This is a genomic window from Pseudomonas sp. TE6288, from assembly GCF_054062095.1.
In genome coordinates this window covers 82,063-107,271 of the sequence record NZ_JBSSEW010000016.1, presented here as the reverse complement: position 1 = coordinate 107,271, position 25,209 = coordinate 82,063, and the positions used below count along the sequence as shown (strand labels likewise).

The following is a 25,209-nucleotide window of genomic DNA, read 5'->3' as shown; positions in this document are numbered from 1 at the left end:
GTGTGATCTCCGGCGCGGCGGGCTGATTTCAAGAGATCACAGATGGTAATGGCTCTTATTTGAGAGTAAAGCGCATTAACTTTCTAAACACTTTCGGCCGCGGGCAGCAGCAGGTGCAGGCACAACCCAGGGTAGCCATTGCTCGCCCAGAGCCGTCCGCCCTGCAGCTCGATGGCGCGCCGGGCGATGGCCAGGCCCAGGCCGAAACCGGCGCCGCTGCCGGGCAGGCGGCGATAGGCCTGGAAGATCGGTTCGAGCTCCGCCTCCGGCACCCCAGGCCCGTGGTCGCGCAGGCACAGGTGCCAGTGCGTGCCCTCGCGCCAGCCCTCCAGGCTGACCTGGCCACCGGCGGGCGAATGACGGATGGCGTTGCGCAGCAGGTTTTCCAAGGCCTGGGCCAGGCTGTCCAAGTGGGCCTGCACCACGCAGTCGAGGCCGAGCGAGCAGGGCAGTCGCGCCATCGCCCAGCCGCTCTCGAAGCAGCTGTCCTGCACCAGCGCTTCCCACACCGAGAGCACCAGCACCGGCTCGGTCGCCAGTTGCGGCTGCTCGGTGTCCAGCCACGCCAGGTCGAGGGTGTCCTCCAGCAGTTTCTGCATGTCGTCCACTTCCCGGTCCAGGCGCTGGCGCAACTGCTCCGGGGGCAGGCCGCTGTCATGGGCGATGCGCAGGCGCGCCAGTGGCGTGCGCAGTTCGTGGGACAGCGTGCGCAACAGCAAGCGTTGCTGGTCGAGGCTCCTGCGCAGGCGCACGGCCATGTGCTCGAAGGCCTGGGCCAGTTCGCCCAGCTCGTCGCGGCGTTCCTGCAAGGGCAGGCGGGGGCCGTCCAAATCGTCGGCGCGCAATGCATCGGCGCGGTCGCGCAGGCGGTTGAGGGGCACGACCAGGTGGCGGTACAACGCCAGGCCCAGCAACAAGGCGAGCAGGGCAGGGGCCACGCCGTGGGTGATCACGTGGGTCCAGGGGGTCAACCCGGTCGGCAGCAGGTGCTCGGGGAGCTGAATGACCAGGCGACCCTCCTGGGGGCGGCTGGGGAACTCGATGCTCACATAGGGCAACTCGTCCTGCAGGCGCCGGCTCATGGGCCAGTCGAGCTTGCGCATGAAGGTCAGGCGGCTGGCCTCTTCGGCGCTCAGCGACGTGGTACCGAGGCTCTGCAGGTGCGGGCCGATGATGGCGACCCAGGTGTCTTCCCGGACTTCCAGTTCGCGGCGCAGGCGCTCAACGCCGACGGCGCCGTCCGTGCGCCAGGCCTGCTCGGCCTGTTCGGCGAAGCCGGCCAGGTACATCCGGTCGGCGGGGGCGAGGAAGTAGGTACTGCGTTCTACCGACAGGCCCCAGGTCCAGATCAGCCAGGTCAGCAGCAGGCAGAAACATACCTGCAGCAGCGCCAGTTTCCACAGCAGCGGATGTCGGCGCATCAGGCGCTACCCGGGTCGACCAGGATATAGCCCTGGCCACGCACGGCCTGGATCTCCAGGTGCCCCGCACCGATGGCGGCGAGTTTGCGGCGTAGGTTGCAGACATGCACATCCAGGCCGCGGTCGAGGCGGGTGTAGGCCCGGTGCAGGACGCTTTGATATAGGAAAGCCTTGCTCAGCGCCTCGCCGGGGTGGGCCTGCAAGGTCATCAGCAGGCGGTACTCGGAACCGGTCAGGCCGGCGTTCTGGCCATGGTGCGCGACATCATGGTTGGCCGTGTCGAAGTCCAGTGCGCAGGCATTGCGCGGAGCGGGCGGGCGCCGGTCCAGCGCCACCCGGCGCAGCAGGGCGTCGACCCGGGCATCGAGCTCGGCCAGGCTGAAGGGTTTGGGCAGGTAGTCGTCGGCGCCACGGGTGAAACCGCTGATGCGGTCCTGCTCGGCACCCAGGGCCGACATCAGCATCACCGGCACGGCCTGGTGCCGGCGCAGTTCGTCGAGCAGGCTGAGGCCGTCGACACCCGGGAGCATGATGTCCAGCAGCAGCAGGTCGAAGTGTGTCTGGTGTATCGCATTCAAGGCCTGGGTGCCGTTCTCGCAGGCCTGAACACTGAAGCCACGGCGCAGGAAGTGGTGTTCCAGGTCCTGGCGCAGGCGGGGATCGTCTTCGGCGAGGAGGAGCTTGGGGGACACGGGATTGCCTTGATGAGAATGCATTGCAAATACGAATCATCCCATTGACGGCGGTGCCGGGGCAATGGCCAGGTGCTGGCATTTCGTCGCGTTACACGGCACATGCGGGAGCGGCTGTGTAATGTCAGCGGCTGATGAATGTCCCCCCGGCCTCGCTGCGGATACGCAGCTTATGGCTCTGCGCCAACATGGCCAGGGCCAGGGGCAGGTCATCGATCGGGAAACTGCCCGATACCCGCAACTCGGCCAACGCCGGGTCGCAGACCAGGCGCTGGTCGCTGTAGCGCATCAGCTCCTGGGTCCATTGCAGCAATGGCATCTCGTCGATTACCAGCAGGCCATTGCGCCAGGCCAGCTGAGCGTCGCGTGCATCCTGCAGTGGATCGAATCGATCACGGCTGAAGCGCAGCTGCGAGCCTGCCTGGACGATGACACCGCCGGCGGCTTCGGGCTGGACCTGTACGGCGCCTTCGTAGACCGCGAGCAGGGTCTCCTGGGGGAACTGGCGCACACTGAAGCGGGTGCCCAACGCCTGCATGACGCCTTGCCCGGTGCGCACCCGCAAAGGCCGCGACGGGTCCGCTGCGGTGACGATGTATATCTCGCCCCGGCGCAGGTGCAGCAGGCGCTGCTCGGCCGTGAAGCGCACACTCAGCTCGCTGTCGCTGTTGAGAGAAACCTGGGTGCCGTCGGCCAGCAGCACATCCCGGCGCTCGCCCCGGGCGGTGAGGTAGTCGATGCCACCCTCGCTGCGCCGCCATGCCCACCAACCCAGGGGGGCCGCGCCCAGCAACACCAGCAGAGTGCGCAGTACGGTGCGCCGGCTGCTGTCCGGGCGCACCAGCGTCTGTCGGGCCAGGGTGGGAGGCAAGGTGCCGAGGCGGGAGAGCAGGCGCTGCGCCCGGTTCCAGGCGCGTTCGTGCTCGGCGTCGCGGTATCGCCAGTGCTCCAGTTCGAGCCGTTGCGCCGGCGTCAGTGGTCCTTCCTGCATCAACAGCAGCCAGGCGGCGGCCTGGGCGAGAATGGCCTGGGCGATGGGGGGCTGTTCACTCATCGGGCATCTGGCTCAGGCAGGCGACGTAGCCTTCGTGGATGTACTTCTTCACTGTCGGCAAGGCGATGTTCAGTGCCTGGGCGATGTCTTTCTGCTTCATGCCGTCCAGCGTTGCCATCAGGAAGGCTTGCCTGACCCGTGGCCGCAGGCTGTCGAGCACGGCATCGATCTCGTGCAGGGTCTCGAGAATCACGCTCTGCTGCTCGGGCGACGGATGTTCGACCTCGGGCACCAACGCCAGGGCCTCGAGCCAGGCCTGCTCAAGGGAATGCCGCCGACGCCAGCTGACCAGCACGCAATTGGCGATACGGGCCAGGTAGGCACGTGGCTGGCGCAGGGTATCAGGCTGTGTGGTGTCGCGGCTGGCCAGCACGCGCACGAAAATGTCCTGGGCCAAGTCATCGGCCACGCCACGCCCCCAGGAGCGCAAGCGATACGCCAGCCAGCCGCGCAACCAGGCGTGGTGTTCGACATACAGCGTGGTCACGGCGCAGTGCTCGATGTGCCGTGGCGGGTTCTTGAAGAGGGTCATGGGCAGCGGGGCCAAGGGTGTAAATGCAAACAATTATCACTAGATTTGGCTAAATCACAAGATCAAGTGAAAATGCGAATCGCACGCATATACCTTTTTCGCTGTCGTGCGACAGAAGGGGTGCAAGCCCGCATCGAGTGCCGGGCACTGACCTCACGAGCGAGAAAAGCATGCCCGCCAGCTATCGGCTTCCCCCTGTTTCGCGCCCATTGCAACGCTTGTCCCCGATCAGCTTCGCCGTACGGTGCGCGGTGCTCGGCTGTTTGCTGGGCTCTGGCGCAAGCCTGGCCCAGGCCGCCCCGGCGGCAACCGAGAACAGCCGGCCCGACGACGCCACGCGCCGCGACTACGATATCGCCCAGGGGCCGCTGGGCACCTCGCTGGGCGTGTTCGCCAAGCAATCGGGGCTGTTGCTGTCTTACGACCCCGACCTGACCCGCGGCCGCGCCGCGCCAGCGCTCAAGGGGCGCTACACCGTGCAGGAGGGCGCCCGGCGCCTGCTGGCCAATACCGGCCTGCAGCTGCTGCCCAACTCACGGGGGGCGTACATCCTCATCCCTCAGGCCCAGGCATCGGCGACGGCAACCGAGCTGACACCTACCGTGGTCGCCTCCAGTGAAATGGTCGACCCGCAGCGTGATACCTACCGCGCGCCGCGCTCGACGGTGCACCTGTCGCGTGAAGACCTCGACCGCTTCAGCACCGTGTCGGTGGGCGACATGCTCAAGGGCGTGGCCGGCGTGCAGGTAGGCGACAGCCGCAACGGCGGCGCGCTGGACGTCAATATTCGCGGCATCCAGGGGCAGAGCCGGGTCGCGGTCAGGGTCGATGGCTCGGAGCAGGCGGTGGATGTCTACCGGGGCTACGGCGGCACCCAGCAGCGCAGCTACATCGACCCCGACCTGATCAGCAGCGTCACCGTGAACAAGGGCCCCAGCACCCGCTCGGGGGCGATTGGCGGTTCGGTGGAGATGAAGACCATCGGCGTCGATGACATCCTGGTCGATGGCAAGGATGTCGGCGTTCGCCTGACCGGCAACCTGTGGAACAACGGCGTGGAGCCTGAACACCGCAACCGCAACTCCCTGGACGAGGACCTGAGTGCGGCGCCGCGTGATGAGCGCGGTAGCCTATTCGGCTCCAAGGCCGAATCCGGCAGCGCCGCCTTCGCCTATTCCCACGAGCGCTTCGACCTGGTGGCGGCCTATGCGCACCGCAACCAGGGCAACTACTTCTCCGGCAAGAAGGGCCAGGACCGCTACCGCCTCTATGATCGCTGGGGCGAGGAGCAGGCCAGTGTCGCCAACACCTACAATGCCGGCGAGGAAGTGCTCAACTCGTCGGCCGAGACCGACTCCTACCTGCTCAAGACCACCTGGCGGCTGGCCGACGACCACACCCTGGACCTCGGCTACCGGCGCTTCGACGGGCACATGGGCGAGATCATGCCGTCGGACATCTTCCGTTATGGCACCGCCGGCATCTACCAGTACCCCACCAGCGAAATCGAGATCGACACCTACACCGCCCGTTATCACTACCTGCCCGAGGGCAATTCGTGGGTGGACCTCACCAGCAACCTGTGGATGACCGACTCGAAGACCAGCACCTTGAGCGCGGCCTGGATGGCGCCCAAGTCGCAGCTGTTCCGCACCGACCGCGCCTGGTCGCGCCAGGACAACCGTCGCATCGGTGGCGACCTGAGCAACGTGTCGCGGTTCAGCACCGACCATGGCGATTTCAAGCTCGACCTGGGCGGTGCGTTCCAGCTCGAAGACCTGCAGCCGCAGAAGAACGTCGTGGCCACCCAGCACGACATCAACGCCAACCGCATGTTGCGCGATGCGTCGCGCCAGGAGTTCAGCTTCAACGGCAACCTGGAGTACAAGCCCATCGAGGCGGTGACGCTGTGGGGTGGCGGCCGCTATGCCCACTACCGCACCAAGGACAACACCGTGCTCGCCGAGGCACGGCGCGAGGAGCGCGAAATGCGCTGGATTACCGCCAGCAGCCCGGGGCACTGGGGCAGCATGATGTGGTTCCCTGACCAGAACGGCCAGTACACCGACGCCACTGACCCGCGCCTGAACAATGGCATCGTCTTCGAGAACAGCAACGAGCCGTTCAATGGCGTGCCGTTCAACGAGTCCGGCGCGACCAATGTGGTCGTCCACCCGGAAAGCGTCAGCAATGTGACCACCGGCTACAACTACACCCCGCAGGGCAAGAGCAGCGGCGGAGGCTTCTCGCCGGCTTTCGGCATCAACGTCGAGTTCCTCCCCGACACCTTCGTGTATGCCTCCTATACCCAAGGCCTGCGCCTGCCTTCGCTGTTCGAGACCAGCCAGGGCACCCAGCAGGTCACCCCGGGCAAGCACCTCAAGCCTGAGCGCTCGCGCAGCTGGGAGGTGGGGGTCAGTGCCTTGCGCAGCAGCCTGCTGACCGCCGGGGATGAGGCATCGGCCAAGCTGGCGTACTTCGACAACGACATCAAGCACTACATCACCCGCTACTACGACCCAAGCCCGGGGCTGTGGGGGCAGATGACCTTCAGCAATACCGACAGTTTCCACACCCGCGGCCTGGAGTTGCAGTCGCACTACGATGCCGGGCGGGTGTTTGCCGACCTGTCGGCCACCTACTACCTGATGACCGAGACCTGCGACGCAGCCTTTGCCGGCAAGCTGCGCGCCAGCGCCAATCAGTACCAGCGCACCCACGACACCCCGGACTGCACGCCGGGCAGCTACATGGGCTCTTACACCAACACGCAGAACCCGCCACGCTTCTCGGCCAACCTGCTGACCGGCTTGCGCTTCTTCGATGAGGCGCTGACCGTGGGCGGGCGCATGACCTATACCTCGGGGCCTACCGCGCAGATGGACAAGCCCTGGCAGACCGGCGCGACCACGCCGCAGATCGACTACCGCTCGGTGGCGCTGTTCGACCTGTTCCTCAAGTACAAGGTGCTGGAGCACACCGAGCTGAACGTGTCGGTGCAGAACCTGACGGACCGCTACTACCTGGATCCGCTGGCGCAGAGCTTCATGCCAGCACCTGGACGGACCTGGCGGGTGGGGATGGTGGCGCGATTCTGAGGGGTGCCTTGCTTGTCGACAGGCATTAAAAAGCCGGCTTGTGGCCGGCTTCTCGGGGACGGTCTTGGCTCATTTTTGATAAGCCGCAACCGCCTTAAACGGTTGGCAACATGGCCTGAAAAAGATGGCGGACGGCTGTGTGAGGCGTCGCCAGGCCCTCTGGAATGCGGCTTGCACCATCAGGGGGCATGATGTGCCGCGTAGCATACCCGTGTGTGTGGCCCCTGCCCAGCAAAAAGTGGTGCGAGGTGTTTCAGCCTGGGCGCGCAGGGCGCAGGCACGACCACCAGAACACCCAGCCGAGGATTTCCACCTTCTGCACGCGGCGTTGATAGGCCGTGTAGCGTTCGCAGGGGTGGTTGAGGCGGTCATGGCTGTGCAGGCACAGCGTGCCGTTCTGGCCCAGGGTGAGATGGTGCACCCGCAGGCGGCCATTGTGCAGCAGTGCGTAGCATTCGCCTTCGACCACCCGGGTGAAGCTGCGGTCGACGGCTAGCAGGGTGCCCTCCGGCAGCAGGGGCAGCATGTTGTTGCCGGGCATACCGAGGCAGATGGCTTTTTCCGTCGACACCTGCAAGGCGTCCAGGGCTCGGCGGGGAACCGGCTGGTAATGCCCCGGCAGCGCCTGCAGGCTGCCCTGCTGCAGGTGATGCAGGGGCAGGTGCGCCATGCCTGTGTCCAGGCCCAGCAGCGGCGGTGGCAGTGCAATGCCCTGGGGCACGCAGCGGGCGGGTGCGAGCGGTGTCGGATGCTTCGGGCCCTCGCCACTGCGCAGCCAGCGCCTGCGTACGCAGAACAGGTCGGCGAGCTCGTCGAGCCTGGCCTGGGGCACGCCGCGTTTGAACCAGTTGTTGACGTGCTGCGGCGTGACCTTGCGTTGCGCGGCAAAGTCGGAAGGGGTCAGGTTGCACTCCAGCAGGAGGGCTTTGAGACGGTCACCGGATGTTTTCATGACGGCGAGTCTATCTTCGGTCGAACGGTGTGGAAATCAACCCGATGTCGAGGGTATTTGTAGGAAATGTGGCGGTTTGTAGGCAGGGGCTGAGGATCGGGTAGGAAGATTCGATATGGTGCCCAATTGCAGGGCCAACACGCTGCCTCAGGCCCGCTGCCGGGTGGCTGACGGCGCCCATAAAAAAACCCTGCCGGAGCAGGGTTTTCTTCGTGTCAGGTTCAGCCCTTGTAGGCTGCGACCGACTTGGTGATCGCGGCGCGGGCGGCGTCGGCGCCGTCCCAGCCTTCGATCTTGACCCACTTGCCCTTCTCGAGATCCTTGTAGTTCGCGAAGAAGTGCTCGATCTGCTGGATCAGCAGGGCAGGCAGGTCGGTGTATTCCTTCACGTCGACGTACAGCTGCGACAGCTTGTCGTGAGGAACGGCGATGACCTTGGCGTCGCCGCCGCCGTCGTCGGTCATGTTCAGCACGCCAACCGGACGGGCGCGGATCACCGAGCCTGGGGCGACCGGGTACGGGGTCACGACCAGCACGTCCAGCGGATCACCGTCGTCGGCCAGGGTGTTGGGGATGAAGCCGTAGTTGGCCGGGTAGAACATCGGGGTGGCCATGAAGCGGTCGACGAACAGGGTGTCGCTGTCCTTGTCGATCTCGTACTTGATCGGCGCGTGGTTGGCCGGGATCTCGATGGCGACGTAGATGTCGTTCGGCAGGTCTTTGCCGGCTGGAATCTTGCTGTAGCTCATTGGGCAATGCCCCCGTGTTTGATCAAAAAAGTGGCGGCGATTATAGGCACATTCCCACAGTGGGTGCCACGCCCGGCCTGATGCGCGGCGTTCAGCCGTGGCTGGCGCGATAGTCCGGGTGCTCGGCCTGCAGACGTGCCAGGCGACTCAGCGGATCCTGGCGGTAGAACAGCGACAGCTGCTGGTAGACCTTCGGGTATGCCTCGTGCAGCAGGTCGGGCGCGCTGAAGAAGTATTCGCTGGTGACGGCGAAGAACTCGGCCGGGTTTTCCGCGGCATAGGGGTCGATGGCCGTCTCGGCGTCGGGGTTGGCGTCGAGCTGGCGGTTCAGCTCGTCGTAGGCCTGCTGCATGGCTTGGGCCCAGTCCTCCACGCGCATGCCGTTGTGCAAGGGTGGCAGGCCGTTGGCATCGCCATTGAGCATGTCCAGCTTGTGCGCCAGTTCGTGGATGACCAGGTTGTAGGCCTCCCAGCCGCCGCTGCTCAGGACGCCGGGCCAGGCGAGGATCACCGGCCCCTGCTGCCAGGCTTCGCCGCTGTGCTCGGCGTCCCAGACATGCTCGACCCCGCTGCTGTCGCGGTGGCGCTGGGGGCTCTTGAAGTCGTCCGGGTAGAGGATGATCTCGTGGAAGCCCTGGTACCAGTTCAGTTCGCCCAGGTGCAGCAGCGGTAACTGGGCCTGGGCGGCGAGGAACAGGCGCTGCTCGTCGTCCAGCTCGACCCCGGGCAGGGTGGTCAGGTGCTTGTCGCGCAGGAACAGCACGCAGGCGTCACGCAACCAGCGGTCTTCTTCGTCGCTGATGCCGTCGAGCAGCGGCAGGCGTTCGCGGATCACCTGCCACAGCTGTGGATCGACCGGATAGCGGGCCAGGGTGCGCCGGCGCCGCCAGGCGCTGAACGACCACATGCCCAGGTCAGTGGGCCTTGGCCGTGCGACCGAAGCGGCCGCGCAGCAGGCCGAGGATCATCGGCACCAGCGACAGCAGGATGATCGCCACCACCATCAGCGACAGGTGCTGCTTGATGAACGGCACGTTGCCGAAGAAGTAGCCCAGCGTCACCAGTCCGCCCACCCACAGCAGCGAGCCAGCGACGCTGAAGGCCAGGAAGCGCGGATAGTGCATGTGGGCGATACCGGCGACGAACGGCGCGAAGGTACGCAGGATCGGCAGGAAGCGCGCCAGGGTGACGGTCTTGCCGCCATGGCGCTCGTAGAAGTCGTGGGTGCGCTGCAGGTAGTCCTTGCGGAAGATCTTCGAGTTGGGGTTGCGGAACAGGCGCTCGCCCGCCGTGCGCCCGATCACGTAGTTGGTGCTGTCGCCGAGAATCGCCGCGGCCATCAGCAGGCCGGCCAGCAGCGCCGGATCCATCCCGCCACCGGCGGCCACGGCGCCGGCGATGAACAGCAGCGAGTCACCCGGCAGGAACGGCATGACCACCAGGCCGGTCTCGCAGAAGATCACGGCGAAAAGGATGGCGTAGATCCAGGGACCGTAGTTGTTGACCAGCAGATCGAGGTAGGCATCGAGATGCAGGATGAGGTCCAGCGGGTTGAAATCCATGTACAGCACCTGTGTTCTTGACCCGCTTCCACGGGCACGCGATGACGGACAGCGCCATGGTTGGGGAGGGTTTACCGGTTGTGCCGGTAACTTTTCTCACATGACAGGAGGGGGATTATACGGCGAAGTCCAGATCGTGCCCGGAGAGTTTGTAGCGAGGGGTTACGACTGTGGGATCGCGTTCGTGTTCATGGGAGCGGGCTTGCCCCGCGCTGGGGCCATCGCGGCAACCGCGCTATAAGCCCGCTCCCCGGTACGTGGCTTGCTCAATCCTGGCTGATCGGCAGGATGTAGTTCTCGAACTCGGTGTCCTTGCGAAAGCCCATGGACTCATAGGTCTTGCGCGCCACTTCGTTGTCGCTGCTGGTGGACACGCGCATGCGCACGGCGTTGGATTTCTTGGCCATCTTCTTGGCCTCGCGCATCAGGTTGTCTGCCACCAGCATGCGCCGCGAGTCTTCGGCGACGTAGATATCGTTGAGGATCCACACGCGCTTGAGCGACAGCGACGAGAAGCTCGGGTAGAGCTGGCAGAAGCCCATCAGGCGGTCATCGCCATCATCCGGCAGGGCCAGGTAGATGATCGATTCCTTGCGCTTGAGGCGCTTCTCAAGGAAGGCCCGCGAACTGTCCGGGTAAGGCAGTTGCCCATAGAACTCGCGGTATTTTACGAACAGCGGGGTGAGCAGGTCGAGGTGTTCCAAGGTTGCCTGGATGATGCGCATGGGCGGGCCTCTGAGTCCATTGGGAATACGGCGGATTGCCAGCAGCGTCCACTGGCATGCTGCCTAAACCAGGCTAGAAGCGCAATCCGCCTTCGGTGACATGTTTTTTACCCTTCACCGAGCAGGAAGTTTCCGCTTTTCCCGGCAGAATCTTCGCTGTCGATACTATGGACCTCGGCTTCGTCCTTCAGATTCACCCCCGACAGCTGGCGCCTGCAGGCCTCGCGCATCAGGTACAGCAGGCGATGAGCGGCCATGCCGTAGCTCAGGCCTTCGAGGCGCACATTGGAGATGCAGTTGCGGTAGGCGTCGGTCAGGCCGACCTTCGGCGCGTAGGTGAAGTACAGGCCCAGGCTGTCGGGTGAACTCAGGCCTGGGCGTTCGCCGATCAGCATCACCGTCATGCGCGCGCCGAGCAGCTCACCCACTTCGTCGGCCACTGCGACCCGGCCCTGCTCCACCAGAATCACTGGGGCGCTGCTCCAGCCATCGGCGGCGGCCTGTTCCTCGAAGCGGCTCAGGAAGGGCAAGGTGTGGCGGTGCACGGCTAGCGCCGACAGGCCGTCGGCAACAACGATGGCCAGGTCTACGCCGCCGGGGTTGGCCTGGGCGTGCTCGCGCAGGCACTGGGCCGAGTCGTCGTGCAGGCGGCGGCCCAGGTCCGGGCGTTGCAGGTACTGGTGGCGGTCGCTGGCGGCGCTGTGCAGCAGTAGGCTGTCGCGCCCGCGCTCGCTGAGCTGCTGGCGCAGGCCGACGTGGTCGAAGGGCAGGTGCACGGCGTCGCGGGCCTGGGCATGGGCGAACTGGAAGTCCAGTTGGGCGCCGGTCGGCAGGCTGATGCCGGTGCGGCCCAGGGCGATACGCGCGGGGGTGAGGTTGCGCAGGGCCAGCCAGGGGTTGTCGGGGGTGGGTGCGTGTCGTTCCATGCTTACCTCTAGGCCAGCTGTGCCAGGGCCTGGCGGAAGGCCGGCGGCAGGTTGTCGCCGAAGCGGATGCGGCCATCGGCCTGGGTGAAGATACCGGTACGTTCCAGCCACGCCTCGAATTCCGGCCCGGGCTTGAGGCCCAGGGTCTGGCGGGCATAGAGCGCGTCGTGGAACGAGGTGGTCTGGTAGTTGAGCATGATGTCGTCGGAGCCGGGGATGCCCATGATGAAGTTGATCCCGGCGACGCCCAGCAGGGTCAGCAGGGTGTCCATGTCGTCCTGGTCGGCTTCGGCGTGGTTGGTGTAGCAGATGTCGCAGCCCATCGGCACGCCCAGCAGCTTGCCGCAGAAGTGGTCCTCGAGGCCGGCGCGGATGATCTGCTTGCCGTTGTACAGGTACTCAGGGCCGATGAAGCCAACCACGGTGTTGACCAGGAACGGCTTGAAGTGGCGGGCCACGGCGTAGGCGCGGGTTTCGCAGGTCTGCTGGTCGACACCGTGGTGGGCGTTGGCCGACAGGGCGCTGCCTTGGCCGGTCTCGAAGTACATCAGGTTCTGCCCGACCGTGCCGCGCTTGAGTGACAGGCCGGCCTCGTAGCCTTCCTGCAGCACGTTGAGATTGATGCCGAAGCCGGCGTTGGCCGCCTCGGTGCCGGCGATGGACTGGAACACCAGGTCCAGCGGCACACCGCGGTTGATCGCCTCGATCGAGGTGGTGACGTGGGTCAGCACGCAGGACTGGGTGGGGATGTCGTAACGTTGGATGATGGCGTCGAGCATTTCCAGCAGCGCGCAGATCGAGGCGATGCTGTCGGTGGCCGGGTTGATGCCGATCATCGCATCGCCGTTGCCGTACAGCAGGCCGTCGAGAATGCTCGCGGCGATACCGGCCGGCTCGTCGGTGGGGTGGTTGGGCTGCAGGCGGGTCGACAGCCGCCCGCGCAGCCCCATGGTGCCGCGGAACGCGGTGACCACGCGGATCTTCTGCGCCACCAGCACCAGGTCCTGCACACGCATGATCTTCGACACCGCGGCGGCCATTTCCGGCGTCAAGCCAGGGGCCAGGGCCCTGAGGCTGTGTTCGTCGGCCTGGTCGCTGAGCAGCCAGTCGCGCAAGCCGCCGACGGTCAGGTGGCTGACCGTGGCGAAGGCTGCGGTGTCGTGGGTGTCGATGATCAGGCGGGTGACTTCGTCCTGTTCGTAGGGGATCAGCGCTTCGCTGAGAAAATGCTTGAGCGGGATGTTGGCCAGGGCCATCTGCGCGGCCACCCGCTCGCCGTCGTTACTGGCGGCGACGCCGGCCAGGTAGTCGCCCGAGCGTGCCGGGCTGGCCTTGGCCATCACGTCCTTGAGGCTGTCGAAGCGGTAGACCTGGTGGCCCACGGTATGCGTGAAACTTGCCATACAGAATCTCCAGGGCGCCGCAGGGCTGGCCTGCGGCGCAAGTCGGCAATCAGTGCAGGGCCTCTTCGGCCTTCTGGATCGCGGCGAATTCCTCTTCCGGTGTACCGGCCACCAGGTGGTGGCGGCTGTAGAACGCAAAGTAGGCAATTAATACTGCATAGATCACCGCGGCGCCAATCACCACCCGGGGGTCGACCAGGAAGCCGGCGACCACGGCGATGCAGGCCAGCACCAGGGCCACGCTCGAAGTGAAGATGCCGCCGGGGGTGCGGTACGGACGCTCCATTTTAGGGCGACGGATACGCAGGGTGATGTGCGCGGCCATCATCAGCACGTAGGACAGCGTGGCGCCGAACACCGCCACCAGGATCAGCAGGTCGCCCTGGCCGGTCAGCGACAGGGCGAAGCCGATGATCCCGGGGATCACCAGGGCCAGCACTGGGGCCTTGCTCTTGTTGGTTTCGGACAGCTTGCGTGGCAGGTAGCCCGCGCGGGAAAGGGCGAAGATCTGCCGCGAATAGGCATAGATGATCGAGAAGAAACTGGCGATCAGGCCGGCCAGGCCCACCAGGTTGACGAAGCCGCCCATCCAGGTCGAACCGCCGTAGGCCTTCGACAGCGCCTCGACCAGCGGGTTGCCCGAGGCTTTGAGGGCTTCGGAACCGGCGCCACCGGGGCCGACCACCAGGATCAACAAGGCGAAGGCCAGCAGCACCAGCATCGCGCCGATCAGGCCACGGGGCAGGTCACGCTTAGGGTTCTTGGTCTCTTCGGCGGCCAGTGGCACGCCTTCGACCGCGAGGAAGAACCAGATCGCATAGGGGATCGCCGCCCAGACCCCGACATAGCCGAACGGCAGGAAGCTGCTGGCGCCGACGGCGTCGGTCTTGGCGATGTCGAACAGGTTCGCCGCATCGAAATGCGGCACCATGCCGATCAGGAACACGGCCAGGGCGATGGCGGCGACTGCGGTGATGATGAACATCAGCTTCAGCGCCTCGCCGACGCCGAAGATGTGGATGCCGATGAACACGATGTAGAAGGCCAGGTAGATCATCCAGCCGCCGATGCCGAACAGCGACTGGCAGTAGGCACCGATGAACACGGCGATGGCTGCGGGCGCGATGGCGTACTCGATGAGGATCGCCGTGCCGGTGAGGAAGCCGCCCCAGGGGCCGAAGGCGCTGCGGGCGAAGCCGTAGCCGCCGCCGGCGGTGGGGATCATCGACGACAGTTCCGCCAGGGAGAAGCACATGCACAGGTACATGGTGGCCATCAGCAGGGTGGCGAGGAACATGCCGCCCCAGCCGCCTTGTGCCAGGCCGAAGTTCCAGCCGGCGTAGTCGCCGGAGATCACATAGGCCACGCCCAGGCCCACCAGCAGGACCCAGCCGGCGGCGCCTTTCTTCAGTTCACGTTGCTGGAAATAGTCCGAGCCGACCTTTTCGAAGTCGACGGAGGAGCTTGCCGGCGCGCCGGCGGAATGATCGCTTGGCATGGATTCACCTGTTTTTCTTCTTGGTGGCCGGAAGGGTTCCGGGCCGATGGTGATAGGTACTGCAGGAAGCGAGCCAGAGCAGGTGCTGCACGGCAACCGCAAATGGCCTGATAACGGTGGTTGCTTCATCGCTGGCAAGCCAGCTCCCACAGAGCAATGCGCAGTCCCTGTGGGAGCCGGCTTGTCGTGGCGACGAACCGCGGCGAAAGGGCTGCAAAGCAGCCCTAATCCACGATCTAGAAGAAGCCCAGCGGGTTGATGTCGTAGCTCACCAGCAGGTTCTTGGTCTGCTGGTAGTGGTCGAGCATCATCTTGTGGGTTTCACGGCCGACACCGGACTTCTTGTAGCCACCGAACGCGGCATGCGCCGGGTACAGGTGGTAGCAGTTGGTCCATACGCGGCCGGCCTTGATGCCGCGACCCATGCGATAGGCGCGGTTGATGTCGCGGGTCCACACGCCGGCGCCCAGGCCGAACTCGGTGTCGTTGGCAATCGCCAGGGCCTCGGCCTCGTCCTTGAAGGTGGTGACGCTGACCACTGGGCCGAAGATCTCCTCCTGGAACACCCGCATCTTGTTGTTGCCTTTGAGCAGGGTCGGCTGGATGTAGTAACCGCTGGCCAGCGCGCCTTCGAGTTGCTCCACCTTGCCGCCGGTCAGCAGCTCGGCGCCCTCTTCCTGGGCGATCTTGAGATAGGACTGGATCTTCTCGAACTGCTGCTGCGAGGCCTGGGCGCCGACCATGGTGTCGGTGTCCAGTGGGTCGCCGCGCTTGATCTGCAGCACCTTCTTCATCACCACTTCCATGAACTGCGGGTAGATCGATTCCTGCACCAGGGCACGCGAAGGGCAGGTGCACACCTCGCCCTGGTTGAAGAACGCCAGCACCATGCCTTCGGCCGCCTTGTCGATGAAGCTCGGCTCGGCCTGCATGATGTCCTCGAAGTACACGTTCGGCGACTTGCCGCCCAGTTCGACGGTGGAGGGGATGATGTTCTCGGCGGCGCATTTCATGATGTGCGCGCCGACCGGAGTGGAGCCGGTGAAGGCGATCTTGGCGATGCGCTTGCTGGTGGCCAGGGCTTCGCCCGCTTCACGGCCATAGCCTTGCACCACGTTGAGCACGCCCTTGGGCAGCAGGTCGCCGATCAGTTCCATCAGCACGCTGATGCCCAATGGGGTCTGCTCGGCGGGCTTGAGCACCACGCAGTTGCCGGCAGCGAGGGCCGGGGCGAGCTTCCAGGCGGCCATCAGCAGCGGGAAGTTCCACGGGATGATCTGCCCGACCACGCCCAGAGGCTCGTGGATGTGGTAGGCCACGGTGTTTTCGTTGATCTCGGCGGCGCCGCCTTCCTGGGCGCGGATGCAGCCGGCGAAGTAGCGGAAGTGATCGACCGCCAGTGGGATGTCGGCGTTGAGGGTCTCGCGGATCGGCTTGCCGTTGTCCCAGGTTTCGGTGATGGCCAGCAGCTCGAGGTTCTGTTCGATGCGGTCGGCGATGCGTAGCAGGACGTTGGAACGGTCCTGCACCGAAGTGCGGCCCCAGGCATCGGCGGCAGCGTGGGCCGCGTCGAGGGCCTTTTCGATGTCTTCGGCGGTGGAGCGGGGGAACTCGGCGATCAGCTTGCCGTTGACCGGGGAGGTGTTCTCGAAATACTGCCCCTTCACCGGCGCCACGAACTCACCACCGATGTAGTTGCCGTAGCGGCTCTTGAAGTTGACCTTCGCGCCTTCGGTGCCGGGATGTGCATAACGCATGATGTGTCTCCTGGTCGTTGTGATTGTTGCGGAGTTACCAAGCGTAGAGCAAAGGTCGGGCCAGCGCCTGGAGGCCCTTGTGTATCAATGACTTGGGTCAAGGGCGGCGCTGCTATCGAAATGACCTGTGCCAGCCTCGGCACGGCCAGGGTGACACTTTGTACCCTTTGCGACACAGGTCGTGACCGCAGGGTCGGTGCAACGTTGCAAAGCGTCCACGCCTGGAGGATGCTGACGGCACGCTCTATCTGCGGAGAACAACAAGAAATGCAGAGCAATCCGTTCAGCCGCCATGCCCAGCAAGTGCTCACGGTCGCCCAAGGCCAGACCAGCGGGCCGGGCAGCGACCCGTCCATCGCCCGCTCCTGGCTGCGTTGCCTGGAGGACTACCACCTCGACCCCGCGCGGGTCCAGGCACCGGTGGTGCTCGAACACGGCCGCCTGCTGGAGAGCCGCGAGCGCCTGCGCCAGGTGCTGCAGATCGCCGACAACGAGATGAACAGCCTGCACCAGCAGTTGTCCGGTGCCGGGCACGCGGTGTTGCTGACCGATGCTCGCGGGGTGATCCTCAACTGCGTCACCGCGCCCAGCGAGCGGCGCATCTTCGAGCGTGCCGGGCTGTGGCTCGGCGCCGACTGGAGCGAGGCCCGCGAGGGCACCAACGGTATCGGTACCTGCCTGGTCGAGCGCCAGGCCCTGACCATTCACCAGGACGAGCACTTCCGTGGCCGCCATACCGGGCTGACCTGCTCGGCCAGCCCGGTATTCGACCCACACGGCGAGTTGCTGGCGGTACTCGATGTGTCGTCGGCGCGGCCCGATGTCTCGCGCCAGAGCCAGTTCCACACCATGGCGCTGGTCAACCTGTCGGCGAAGATGATCGAGAGCTGCTACTTCCTGCGCCACTTCGAGCAGCAATGGCTGCTGCGTTTCCACCTGCAGGCCGAGTCGGTCGGGCTGTTCAGCGAGGGCCTGCTGGCCTTTGATGGCGACGGGCGGATCTGCGCCGCCAACCAGAGCGCGTTGAACCTGCTGGGTACTATCCGTGGTGGGGTGCTGGGCAAGCCATTGGACAGGTTCTTCGCCTGCAGCCACGACGAATTGTTCAGCCGCGCCACGCCCCAGGGCAGCAGCGCGTGGCCGCTGTATACCCGCGACGGTCGCCAGGTATTCGCCAGCCTGCGCGGCCAGGCGCGGGCACCGGTGTGGTCGGTGCCGGTGGCCTTGCCCCAGACCGCTGCGCCGGGCATCTGCCTGCTCGATCCGGCCTTGCGCGAGGACTTTCGCCGCGCCGTGCGGGTGTTCGAACGTGACGTGCCGCTGCTGTTGCGCGGCGAAACCGGGTGCGGCAAGGAAGCTTTTGCCCAGGCGGTGCACCAGGCCAGCGCACGCCATGACAAGCCGTTCGTGGCGATCAACTGCGCATCGATTCCGGAGAGTCTGATCGAGAGCGAGCTGTTCGGCTATCGCGGCGGCAGTTTCACCGGTGCGCGCAAGGAAGGCATGCGCGGCAAGCTGCTGCAGGCCGATGGCGGCACCTTGCTGCTGGACGAGATCGGCGACATGCCGTTGGCGCTGCAGACTCGCTTGCTGCGGGTACTGGAAGAGCGCCAGGTAGTGCCGATCGGTGGTGAGCCGCAGGCGGTGGATGTGCGGATCATCAGCGCCACCCACCGTGACCTGCTGGACCGGGTGGCGCAAGGCGGGTTCCGCGAAGACCTTTACTACCGGCTCAACGGCCTGGAGGTGGCCTTGCCGGCGTTGCGCGAACGCAGCGACAAGGTACAGCTGCTGGATTTCCTGCTGGCACAGGAGGCCGAGGGGCAGGTTATCGAAATCGAACCGAAGGCACGGCAGGCGCTGCTGGATTTTGCCTGGCCAGGGAACGTGCGGCAGTTGCGCAATGTGCTGCGCACGCTGGTGGCGTTGTGCGAGGAGGGGCGAATCGAGTATCCGGACCTCCCGCAAATGGTGCGCAACGTGGGAGCGGGTCCTGCCAACGCCATCGTGGAGCAAGTCGCATCGGCGCATTGCCGCTCCCACGATGGTCGTGTGTGTCTTGGAGATGCCGAGCGCCAGGCCTTGCTCAGCGCCCTGGAGGCAAACCACTGGCACATGACCCGCGTCGCCGAGCACCTGGGCATCAGCCGCAATACCTTGTATCGAAAACTGCGCAAACATGGCATAGCCAAGGCCTGCTGAGCGAAACAGCGGGTGCGATTTCCCTCGCCCTGGGCTACCCTGCCTCGATGTTTTGCGAGGTCGATCATGCACATTCATATTCTCGGTATTTGCGGCACTTTCATGGGTTCGCTGGCGGTGCTGGCCAAGGACCTTGGCCACCGCGTCACCGGCTCCGACGCCAACGTGTATCCGCCGATGAGCACCCAGCTCGAAGCCCAGGGCATCGAGCTGACCCAAGGCTACGACCCGGCCCAGCTGGAGCCGGCACCCGACCTGGTGGTGGTTGGCAACGCCATGTCGCGGGGCAACCCGGCGGTGGAGTACGTGCTGAACAAGGGCCTGCCGTACGTATCGGGCCCACAGTGGCTGGCCGACCATGTGCTGCAGGGCCGCTGGGTACTGGCCGTGGCCGGCACCCATGGCAAGACCACCACCAGCAGCATGCTGGCCTGGGTGCTGGAACACGCCGGCATGAGCCCGGGCTTCCTGATCGGCGGCGTGCCGCAGAACTTCTCGGTGTCGGCGCGCCTGGGCGATACGCCGTTCTTCGTGGTCGAGGCCGACGAATACGACAGCGCTTTCTTCGACAAGCGCTCCAAGTTCGTGCACTACCATCCGCGTACCGCGATCCTCAACAATCTCGAGTTCGATCACGCGGACATCTTCCCCGACCTGGCGTCCATCGAGCGGCAGTTCCACCACTTGGTTCGCACCATTCCCAGTGAGGGCCTGGTCATTCACCCGACCACCGAGCAGGCGCTGGAGCGCGTCATCGGCATGGGCTGCTGGACCCCGGTGCAGACCACGGGCGAGGGTGGCCAGTGGCAGGCGCGCCTGCTCAGCGCCGACGGATCGCGCTTCGAAGTGCTGTTCGAAGGCCAGGCGCAAGGCGTGGTCGATTGGGCGCTGACCGGCCAGCACAACGTCGCCAACGCCCTGGCCACCCTGGCAGCCGCCCGTCATGTCGGTGTCGCGCCGGCCATGGGTATCGAAGGCCTGAGCGCGTTCAAGAGCGTCAAGCGCCGCATGGAACTGGTTGCCGAGGTTCAGGGCGTGACCATCTATGACGACTTCGCCCACCACCCGACCGCCATCGCCACTACCCTCGATGGCCTGCGCAAGCGCGTAGGCGAGGCTCCGGTGATTGCGGTGATCGAGCCGCGCTCCAACTCCATGAAGCTGGGCGCGCACCGCGACGGCCTGCCGGAAAGCGTCAACGACGCCGACCAGGTGATCTGGTACGCACCGCCCAACCTGGGCTGGGACCTGGCCGGCACCGCCGCGCAGTGCAAGGTGCCGAGCGTGGTGGCCGACAGCCTCGAGGCGATCATCGAGCGCATCAAGGGCCAGGCCCGCCCGGGCACCCATGTGGTGATCATGAGCAACGGCGGCTTCGGCGGCCTGCACGGCAAGCTGGCCGAGGCGCTGAAGTGAGCGGACCGGAACGCATCACCCTGGCCATGACCGGCGCCTCCGGGGCGCAGTATGGCCTGCGCCTGCTCGATTGCCTGGTGCGCGAGGACCGCGAGGTGCATTTCCTCATCTCCAAGGCCGCGCAACTGGTGATGGCTACAGAGACCGACGTGGTGTTGCCAGCCAAGCCCCAGGCCATGCAGGCGTTCCTGACCGAGTACACCGGCGCGGCCGACGGGCAGATCCGCGTGTATGGCAAGGAGGACTGGATGTCGCCGGTGGCTTCGGGCTCCGGCGCGCCGGCGGCGATGGTGGTGGTGCCGTGTTCCACCGGCACCTTGTCGGCGATTGCCACCGGTGCCTGCAACAACCTGATCGAGCGGGCGGCCGACGTGACTCTCAAGGAACGTCGTCAGTTGATCCTGGTTCCGCGCGAGGCACCATTCTCGACCATCCACCTGGAGAACATGCTCAAGCTGTCGCAGATGGGTGCGGTGATCCTGCCGGCGGCGCCGGGCTTCTATCACCAGCCGCAGACCATCGACGACCTGGTCGACTTCGTCGTGGCACGCATCCTGAACCTGCTGAATATCCCGCAGGACATGCTGCCGCGCTGGGGCGAGCATCATCATGGGGTCGATGATTGAGGCGGCTGGTGCTGGGGCTGCTGATGCTGGCCCAGCTCGGTGGCTGCGCCACGGTGCGCACCCTGGATGCCAACAAGCCCGGGGCGCCGGTGGTGTATGCCGGGACACGGCTTGACCTGTACGTGATCAATGGCGGGTGCTGCCCAGAGGACCGGTTCGGGGCCGAGGCGCCGGCCTATCCGGGGCTGGACCTGCCTGGGAGCGCGTTGCTCGATACGCTGCTGCTGCCGTTGTCGTTGCTGACAGCGGCGGGGGTGGGGTTCAACGCCACGGGCGGTCTTTAATAACCAAGGGCTGCTGCGCAGCCCAATCGCCGGCAAGCCGGCTCCCACAGGGTTACGCAATCACCTGTGGGAGCCGGCTTGCCGGCGATTGGGGCGGCTCAGGATTGACTATTTTTTCCCCAGCTTGCGCAACTCGTCCGACTCGACCACGCGAATCCCGTCCTCCTCCTCCAGCGCCAGGCGCCACAGCGCCCGGGCCAGGGTGCAAGCCTCGATGCCGCGGTACTTGCCCGGTATCAGGCGGGCGAACGGTGCGGCCATGCGCTCACCCAGCCGTGGCTCGATCCGCTCGCCCAGCAACAGTGAAGGCCGCACGATGGTCAATTGCGGCCAATCCTGCTGCTTTAGGGCTTCCTCCATCTCGCCCTTGACCCGGTTGTAGAAGATCGACGACTTCGGATCGGCGCCCAGGGCGCTGATCACCAGCAGATGGCGGGCGCCCAACTCCCGGGCGCGTTTGCTGAAGGCCACGACCATGTCTAGGTCCACAGCGCGGAAGGCCGTCTCGGAACCGGCCTGCTTGAGGGTGGTGCCCAGGCAGCAGAAGGCGATGTCGACACGTCCGGCCAGTTGCGGGAGAAACATGGCCGGGTCACCCACCGGGTTTTCCAGGTGCGGGTGCTCGGCCAGTGGGCGGCGCGTGGGCGCCAGTACGCGGCTGATGGTGGGCTCGTTGAGCAGGCGGTCGAGCAGGTGTTCACCTGTCAGACCCGTGGCACCGGCAAGCAGGACATGCTGAGGCGTCAGGTACATGGTGTCTCTCCCTCGTTACTACACAGCTTAGTGGGCAGCAGGGTTTTTTGCCTGATCCCCCGAAGCTGGCTGGGCTTCATTGCGCAGGGCGTGCTCGGCTTGTTGGCGGCGCAGACGCTGCCAGTGGCTGATCACCGCCGGCGGCGCCCAGAGCTGCGGCTCAGAGGCTTCGAAACCTTCCCTTCGTTCTCGTTCGGCAACGCTTTGCCGCGCCAGTTCAAACGCCTGTTTCAGATCGTCGGTCTGGTTCAACGCCTGGGCGAACAGGGCGTCGCCGAAGTAGGTGAAGTCGGCCTCTTCCGAACAGCCGAATGACACCCGGTCAGGCCGGGCGGCGGTCATGACCAGGGTGCGGTCGTCCTTGAGCGGGGCGATGTAGCCACCGGAATAGCAGGCGGAGATGACGATCACCTTGTCGCGGTCCTTCAGCGGGGCAAGGGCGCTGGCCAGCTCGTCGGCGGACAAATCGGCCAGTTGCAGGCGTGGCTGGTCGAGCACCAGTTGGTGATCGTGGCTGCCATGGCTGGTCAGGTAGATGAACACCAGGTCCTCGGGGCCGCTGCGCTCGGCCAGGGTGCGGGCGGCGCGGGTGAGGTTCTCGCGGGTGGCCATGGGCCGATCGGCCAGGTGGTCGCGGTGGTTGACCAGGGTGACCTGGCCATGGGCGCCGAAACGCACCTTGAGCATGTTGCTGACATAGTCGGCTTCGCGCAGGAACACGCTCTGCTGGCCGTCGCCGGCCACCACCAGGCTGTACAGCTGCACCGGCGGGATCGACGCCGGCACCTTGGCCAGGGCGTCGGCCAGCAGCTTGCCCTGGTTGAGCAGGGCAAGGTCGAGCGGGTCGGGCAAAAGCTTGCCCTGGGCGTCGCGCACGCGCACGCCGTTGACCCAGGTGCCGGCTTCGCTGCGACCATCCGGGTGGGTCAGCTTGCCACGCCCGTGGTAGGCATCGTCGGCGAAACCGCCGACATACTGGCTACCGTCGGCCAGTTGCAAGGTGCCGGTGCCAGCGAAGCGCCAGTCACGGAAGCCACCCTTGTAGCGGCTGCCATCGCTGCCCAGCAGTTCGCCCTGGCCGGCCAGCGATCCGTCCTTGAAGTCGCCGATCCAGACGTCGCCTTCGGCGCTCTCGTAGCGGCCACGGCCCTCGAGGCGATTATCCTTGAACTCGCCGATGTACTGTTCGCCGTCGGCGCTGTCGTAGGTGCCGGCACCCTGTAGTTGGCCCTCGATGAAGTGGCCGCTGAATTGGTTGCCGCTGGCATCGCTGCGTACCCCGGCACCGTTCGGCTTGCCCTTGGCGAACAGGCCCTGGTAGCGGCTGCCGTCAGCCAGCTCCAACTGCCCCGCGCCTTCGTACTGGTCGTCCTTGAACTGGCCGCGGTAGGTCTGGTCGTGTTGCTTGAGGGTGCCTTCGCCATCCCGGCGGCCATGCTTGAAGGTGCCGGCGTAGTGGCTGCCGGGCGTGGTCAGGTCGCCCAGGCCCTGGAACAGGCCTTCACTGAACTGTCCACGGTAGACCTCGCCGTTGCTGCCATGCCATTCACCTTGGCCGTGCCACTGGCCATCCTTGAAGTTGCCGGCGTACCAGCTGCCGTTGGGGTAGTCGATACGCCCCTCGCCCTGCAGCAGGCCGTTCACCACCTGGCCACGGTAGCGACCGCCATCGGGCAGGCGCGCGTCCGGCGGAGACAGGGATTCGCCTTCGCCACAAGCGGCGAGCAGCAGGATCAGGGTGAGAGGGAGCAGGGGGCGCATGGTGGCTTCCGGGGAAAACGATGCGCCGAGTATGCCGCAGAATACGCCAGGCCGTGAATTGGGGCGCTGCGCGCCCCGTGCGTCTGCACCAGGCGCGGTGTGGTGATCAGACGAAGCAGAGTGACAGTGGTTCGGCGATGTAGGCCGGCTTCTCTTCGCCTTCGATTTCAAGGGTGACCGTGGCCTTGAGCAGCCATTGCCCGGGCTTCTTTTCGGTGGCGTCGGTCAGGTCGACTTTGAGTCGTACCTGGCTGTCGACCTTCACCGGCTGGATGAAACGCACACTGTCCAAGCCGTAGTTGACCACCATCTTCAGCCCTTCGGGCAGCACGAGAATGTCTTCCATCAGCTTGGGGATCAGCGACAGGGTAAGGAAGCCATGGGCGATGGTGCTGCCGAACGGGGTCTTGGCCGCTTTCACCGGATCGACATGGATGAACTGGAAATCGCCGGTGGCTTCGGCGAACAGATTGATGCGTTCTTGGTCGATCTTCAGCCATTGGGAACGGCCCAGCTCCTTGCCAACGTACTGCGAAAGCTCTGTAACGGGTACATAGGGCATCGCGACATCTCCAGATTGTCATTTGGTACGAATGTTCAAGATCAGCACGCTGCACCGTTTCAGTCAAGTTGCCCGTTTTTCGCCGAATATCGCCTTATAGGCAATTGCTTAGCGTGCTTATAATGGCCGCCATGTTCTGACGGAGGTCCCTATGCTGTTGCGTGGTCTGACCTGGCTGGTGCTGTTCCAGTTGCTGGGAACGGCGATCAACCATTTGTTCCTGCACATCCTGCCCGGACCCATCATCGGCCTGTTGCTGCTGCTGGTGTTCCTGATGGTTCGTGGCGAAGTCGGCCAGCCGCTCAACGAGGCCGCTGGCAGCCTGCTGCGCTACCTGCCGCTGCTGCTGGTGCCGCCGGCGGTGGGGGTGATGGTCTATGCCAGGGACATCGCGGCGGACTTCTGGGCCATCGTCGGGGCGCTGTTGATTTCCTGCCTGGCGACCTTGGTGTTCGTCGGCGTGCTGATGCAGAAACTCATCCAGCGCCAGGGCAAGCACGAGGAGCAGCTATGACCCTCGATTGGCAAGGCGCGCTCGACGCGGTCATCCACCATCCGCTGTTCGGCATCGGCATCACCTTGGCCGCCTACCAGCTGGTGCTGGCAGGTTATGAAAAGACCCGCTGGATCTTCCTGCAACCGGTGCTGGTGTCGATGCTGGGGGTGATCGGCATCCTGCTTGTCTGCGGCATCGACTACGCCGAGTACCGCAAGAGCACCGAGATCATGAACATCCTCCTGGGCCCGGCCACCGTGGCCTTGGCGGTGCCGCTCTACCTGAACCTGCGGCGGATCCGCCAGCTGTTCTGGCCGACATTTACTACGCTGGTAATCGGAGGCCTGTTCGCCACCGTGGCATGCCTGGCGCTGGGCTGGTGGTTTGGCGCCGAGCACATGATCCTGATGACCATGGCGCCGAAGTCGGTTACCTCGCCGATTGCCATGCTGGTGGCCGAGCAGATTGGTGGTGTGGCGGCCCTCGCCGCGGTGTTCGTGCTGATCACCGGGGTGATCGGTGCGATCTTCGGCCCGGCGCTGCTAAGCCGCTTCGGCGTGCTCAGCCCCGAGGCCCGGGGCATGGCGCTGGGCGTCACCGCTCACGCGGTGGGCACATCGGTGGCTTTGCAGGAAAGTGACGAATGCGGCGCCTTCGCCGCGCTGGCGATGAGCCTGATGGGGGTGGCCACGGCGGTGTTCCTGCCGTTGGCGGTCAGCCTGGTGGCTTGAGGAATCGAC

General features: G+C 65.4%; 23 protein-coding genes. 7 read left to right on the top strand and 16 right to left on the bottom strand.

All coding sequences use genetic code 11. The features are described from left to right. Positions 1–83: 83 nt before the first annotated feature. From ACVWY1_RS18140 to ACVWY1_RS18125, 4 genes are all read right to left on the bottom strand, one after another. Positions 84–1,421 (bottom strand): HAMP domain-containing sensor histidine kinase, encoded by a 1,338-nt coding sequence (locus tag ACVWY1_RS18140; RefSeq protein WP_102683808.1) that lies wholly within the window; start codon positions 1,419–1,421, stop codon positions 84–86. Further along, complete coding sequence (locus ACVWY1_RS18135) at positions 1,421–2,137, bottom strand: response regulator transcription factor (RefSeq protein WP_232967974.1); 717 nt, start codon at positions 2,135–2,137, stop codon at positions 1,421–1,423. The genes ACVWY1_RS18140 and ACVWY1_RS18135 overlap by 1 nt, the downstream gene beginning before the upstream one ends. Positions 2,138–2,237: 100 nt before the next feature. Further along, positions 2,238–3,167, bottom strand: a complete 930-nt coding sequence (locus ACVWY1_RS18130; protein WP_457378595.1) for a FecR family protein — start codon at positions 3,165–3,167, stop codon at positions 2,238–2,240. Further along, positions 3,160–3,699, bottom strand: coding sequence for a sigma-70 family RNA polymerase sigma factor (locus tag ACVWY1_RS18125; RefSeq protein ID WP_198754411.1), 540 nt, complete (start codon positions 3,697–3,699; stop codon positions 3,160–3,162). The genes ACVWY1_RS18130 and ACVWY1_RS18125 overlap by 8 nt, the downstream gene beginning before the upstream one ends. A gap of 170 nt (positions 3,700–3,869) precedes the next feature. On the opposite strand from ACVWY1_RS18125, the gene ACVWY1_RS18120 reads away from it, so the two are divergent. Further along, on the top strand, positions 3,870–6,797 hold the full coding sequence (locus ACVWY1_RS18120; protein WP_457378594.1) for a TonB-dependent receptor domain-containing protein: 2,928 nt from the start codon (positions 3,870–3,872) through the stop codon (positions 6,795–6,797). Between the two features lie 253 nt (positions 6,798–7,050). Here ACVWY1_RS18120 and ACVWY1_RS18115 read toward each other — a convergent pair whose 3' ends face one another. From ACVWY1_RS18115 to exaC, 9 genes are all read right to left on the bottom strand, one after another. Continuing rightward, positions 7,051–7,749 (bottom strand): LexA family transcriptional regulator, encoded by a 699-nt coding sequence (locus ACVWY1_RS18115; protein WP_110704162.1) that lies wholly within the window; start codon positions 7,747–7,749, stop codon positions 7,051–7,053. A gap of 221 nt (positions 7,750–7,970) precedes the next feature. Further along, positions 7,971–8,498, bottom strand: coding sequence for an inorganic diphosphatase (gene ppa, locus ACVWY1_RS18110; RefSeq protein WP_016484715.1), 528 nt, complete (start codon positions 8,496–8,498; stop codon positions 7,971–7,973). Between the two features lie 91 nt (positions 8,499–8,589). Then, positions 8,590–9,405 carry a M90 family metallopeptidase gene (locus ACVWY1_RS18105; RefSeq protein ID WP_102683802.1) on the bottom strand — a complete coding sequence of 272 codons (816 nt, stop codon included), beginning with the start codon at positions 9,403–9,405 and terminating at the stop codon, positions 8,590–8,592. Between the two features lie 7 nt (positions 9,406–9,412). Further along, positions 9,413–10,060 (bottom strand): DedA family protein, encoded by a 648-nt coding sequence (locus ACVWY1_RS18100; RefSeq protein WP_102683801.1) that lies wholly within the window; start codon positions 10,058–10,060, stop codon positions 9,413–9,415. A 266-nt stretch (positions 10,061–10,326) separates the two neighbouring features. Continuing rightward, positions 10,327–10,785, bottom strand: a complete 459-nt coding sequence (locus tag ACVWY1_RS18095) for a GNAT family N-acetyltransferase (RefSeq protein WP_023629652.1) — start codon at positions 10,783–10,785, stop codon at positions 10,327–10,329. Between the two features lie 107 nt (positions 10,786–10,892). After that, positions 10,893–11,711, bottom strand: coding sequence for an ethanolamine ammonia-lyase subunit EutC (gene eutC, locus ACVWY1_RS18090; RefSeq protein WP_102683799.1), 819 nt, complete (start codon positions 11,709–11,711; stop codon positions 10,893–10,895). An 8-nt stretch (positions 11,712–11,719) separates the two neighbouring features. After that, the gene (locus ACVWY1_RS18085) at positions 11,720–13,114 is read right to left on the bottom strand and encodes an ethanolamine ammonia-lyase subunit EutB (RefSeq protein ID WP_430943930.1); all 1,395 of its coding nucleotides are present in this window, start codon (positions 13,112–13,114) and stop codon (positions 11,720–11,722) included. 49 nt (positions 13,115–13,163) lie between these two features. Continuing rightward, positions 13,164–14,612, bottom strand: coding sequence for an ethanolamine permease (eat, locus tag ACVWY1_RS18080; protein ID WP_110703262.1), 1,449 nt, complete (start codon positions 14,610–14,612; stop codon positions 13,164–13,166). Between the two features lie 236 nt (positions 14,613–14,848). Next, positions 14,849–16,369, bottom strand: coding sequence for an acetaldehyde dehydrogenase ExaC (exaC, locus tag ACVWY1_RS18075; RefSeq protein ID WP_110703259.1), 1,521 nt, complete (start codon positions 16,367–16,369; stop codon positions 14,849–14,851). A 267-nt stretch (positions 16,370–16,636) separates the two neighbouring features. On the opposite strand from exaC, the gene ACVWY1_RS18070 reads away from it, so the two are divergent. From ACVWY1_RS18070 to ACVWY1_RS18055, 4 genes are all read left to right on the top strand, one after another. Next, positions 16,637–18,571, top strand: a complete 1,935-nt coding sequence (locus ACVWY1_RS18070) for a sigma-54-dependent Fis family transcriptional regulator (protein ID WP_457378593.1) — start codon at positions 16,637–16,639, stop codon at positions 18,569–18,571. Between the two features lie 66 nt (positions 18,572–18,637). Next, the gene (gene mpl / locus ACVWY1_RS18065; RefSeq protein WP_277502629.1) at positions 18,638–19,987 is read left to right on the top strand and encodes a UDP-N-acetylmuramate:L-alanyl-gamma-D-glutamyl-meso-diaminopimelate ligase; all 1,350 of its coding nucleotides are present in this window, start codon (positions 18,638–18,640) and stop codon (positions 19,985–19,987) included. After that, complete coding sequence (ubiX, locus tag ACVWY1_RS18060; RefSeq protein WP_011532009.1) at positions 19,984–20,613, top strand: flavin prenyltransferase UbiX; 630 nt, start codon at positions 19,984–19,986, stop codon at positions 20,611–20,613. The genes mpl and ubiX overlap by 4 nt, the downstream gene beginning before the upstream one ends. 23 nt (positions 20,614–20,636) lie before the next feature. Beyond that, a complete protein-coding gene (locus ACVWY1_RS18055; RefSeq protein ID WP_372241201.1) occupies positions 20,637–20,897 on the top strand; it encodes a YceK/YidQ family lipoprotein in 261 nt (86 codons plus the stop codon). Between the two features lie 108 nt (positions 20,898–21,005). Here ACVWY1_RS18055 and ACVWY1_RS18050 read toward each other — a convergent pair whose 3' ends face one another. The 3 genes from ACVWY1_RS18050 to ACVWY1_RS18040 form a co-directional block, all read right to left on the bottom strand. Then, entirely contained in the window at positions 21,006–21,650 is a 645-nt protein-coding gene (locus ACVWY1_RS18050; RefSeq protein WP_102683793.1) for an oxidoreductase, read from the bottom strand. 27 nt (positions 21,651–21,677) lie between these two features. Next, positions 21,678–23,411: a C13 family peptidase gene (locus tag ACVWY1_RS18045; RefSeq protein WP_277502632.1), complete on the bottom strand. Its 1,734-nt coding sequence runs from the start codon at positions 23,409–23,411 to the stop codon at positions 21,678–21,680. A gap of 106 nt (positions 23,412–23,517) precedes the next feature. After that, positions 23,518–23,973 (bottom strand): MaoC family dehydratase, encoded by a 456-nt coding sequence (locus tag ACVWY1_RS18040; protein ID WP_023631661.1) that lies wholly within the window; start codon positions 23,971–23,973, stop codon positions 23,518–23,520. A 151-nt stretch (positions 23,974–24,124) separates the two neighbouring features. On the opposite strand from ACVWY1_RS18040, the gene ACVWY1_RS18035 reads away from it, so the two are divergent. After that, complete coding sequence (locus ACVWY1_RS18035; RefSeq protein ID WP_277502634.1) at positions 24,125–24,487, top strand: CidA/LrgA family protein; 363 nt, start codon at positions 24,125–24,127, stop codon at positions 24,485–24,487. Then, entirely contained in the window at positions 24,484–25,200 is a 717-nt protein-coding gene (locus tag ACVWY1_RS18030; protein ID WP_102683790.1) for an LrgB family protein, read from the top strand. Before ACVWY1_RS18035 ends, ACVWY1_RS18030 begins: the two co-directional genes overlap by 4 nt. Positions 25,201–25,209: the final 9 nt, after the last annotated feature.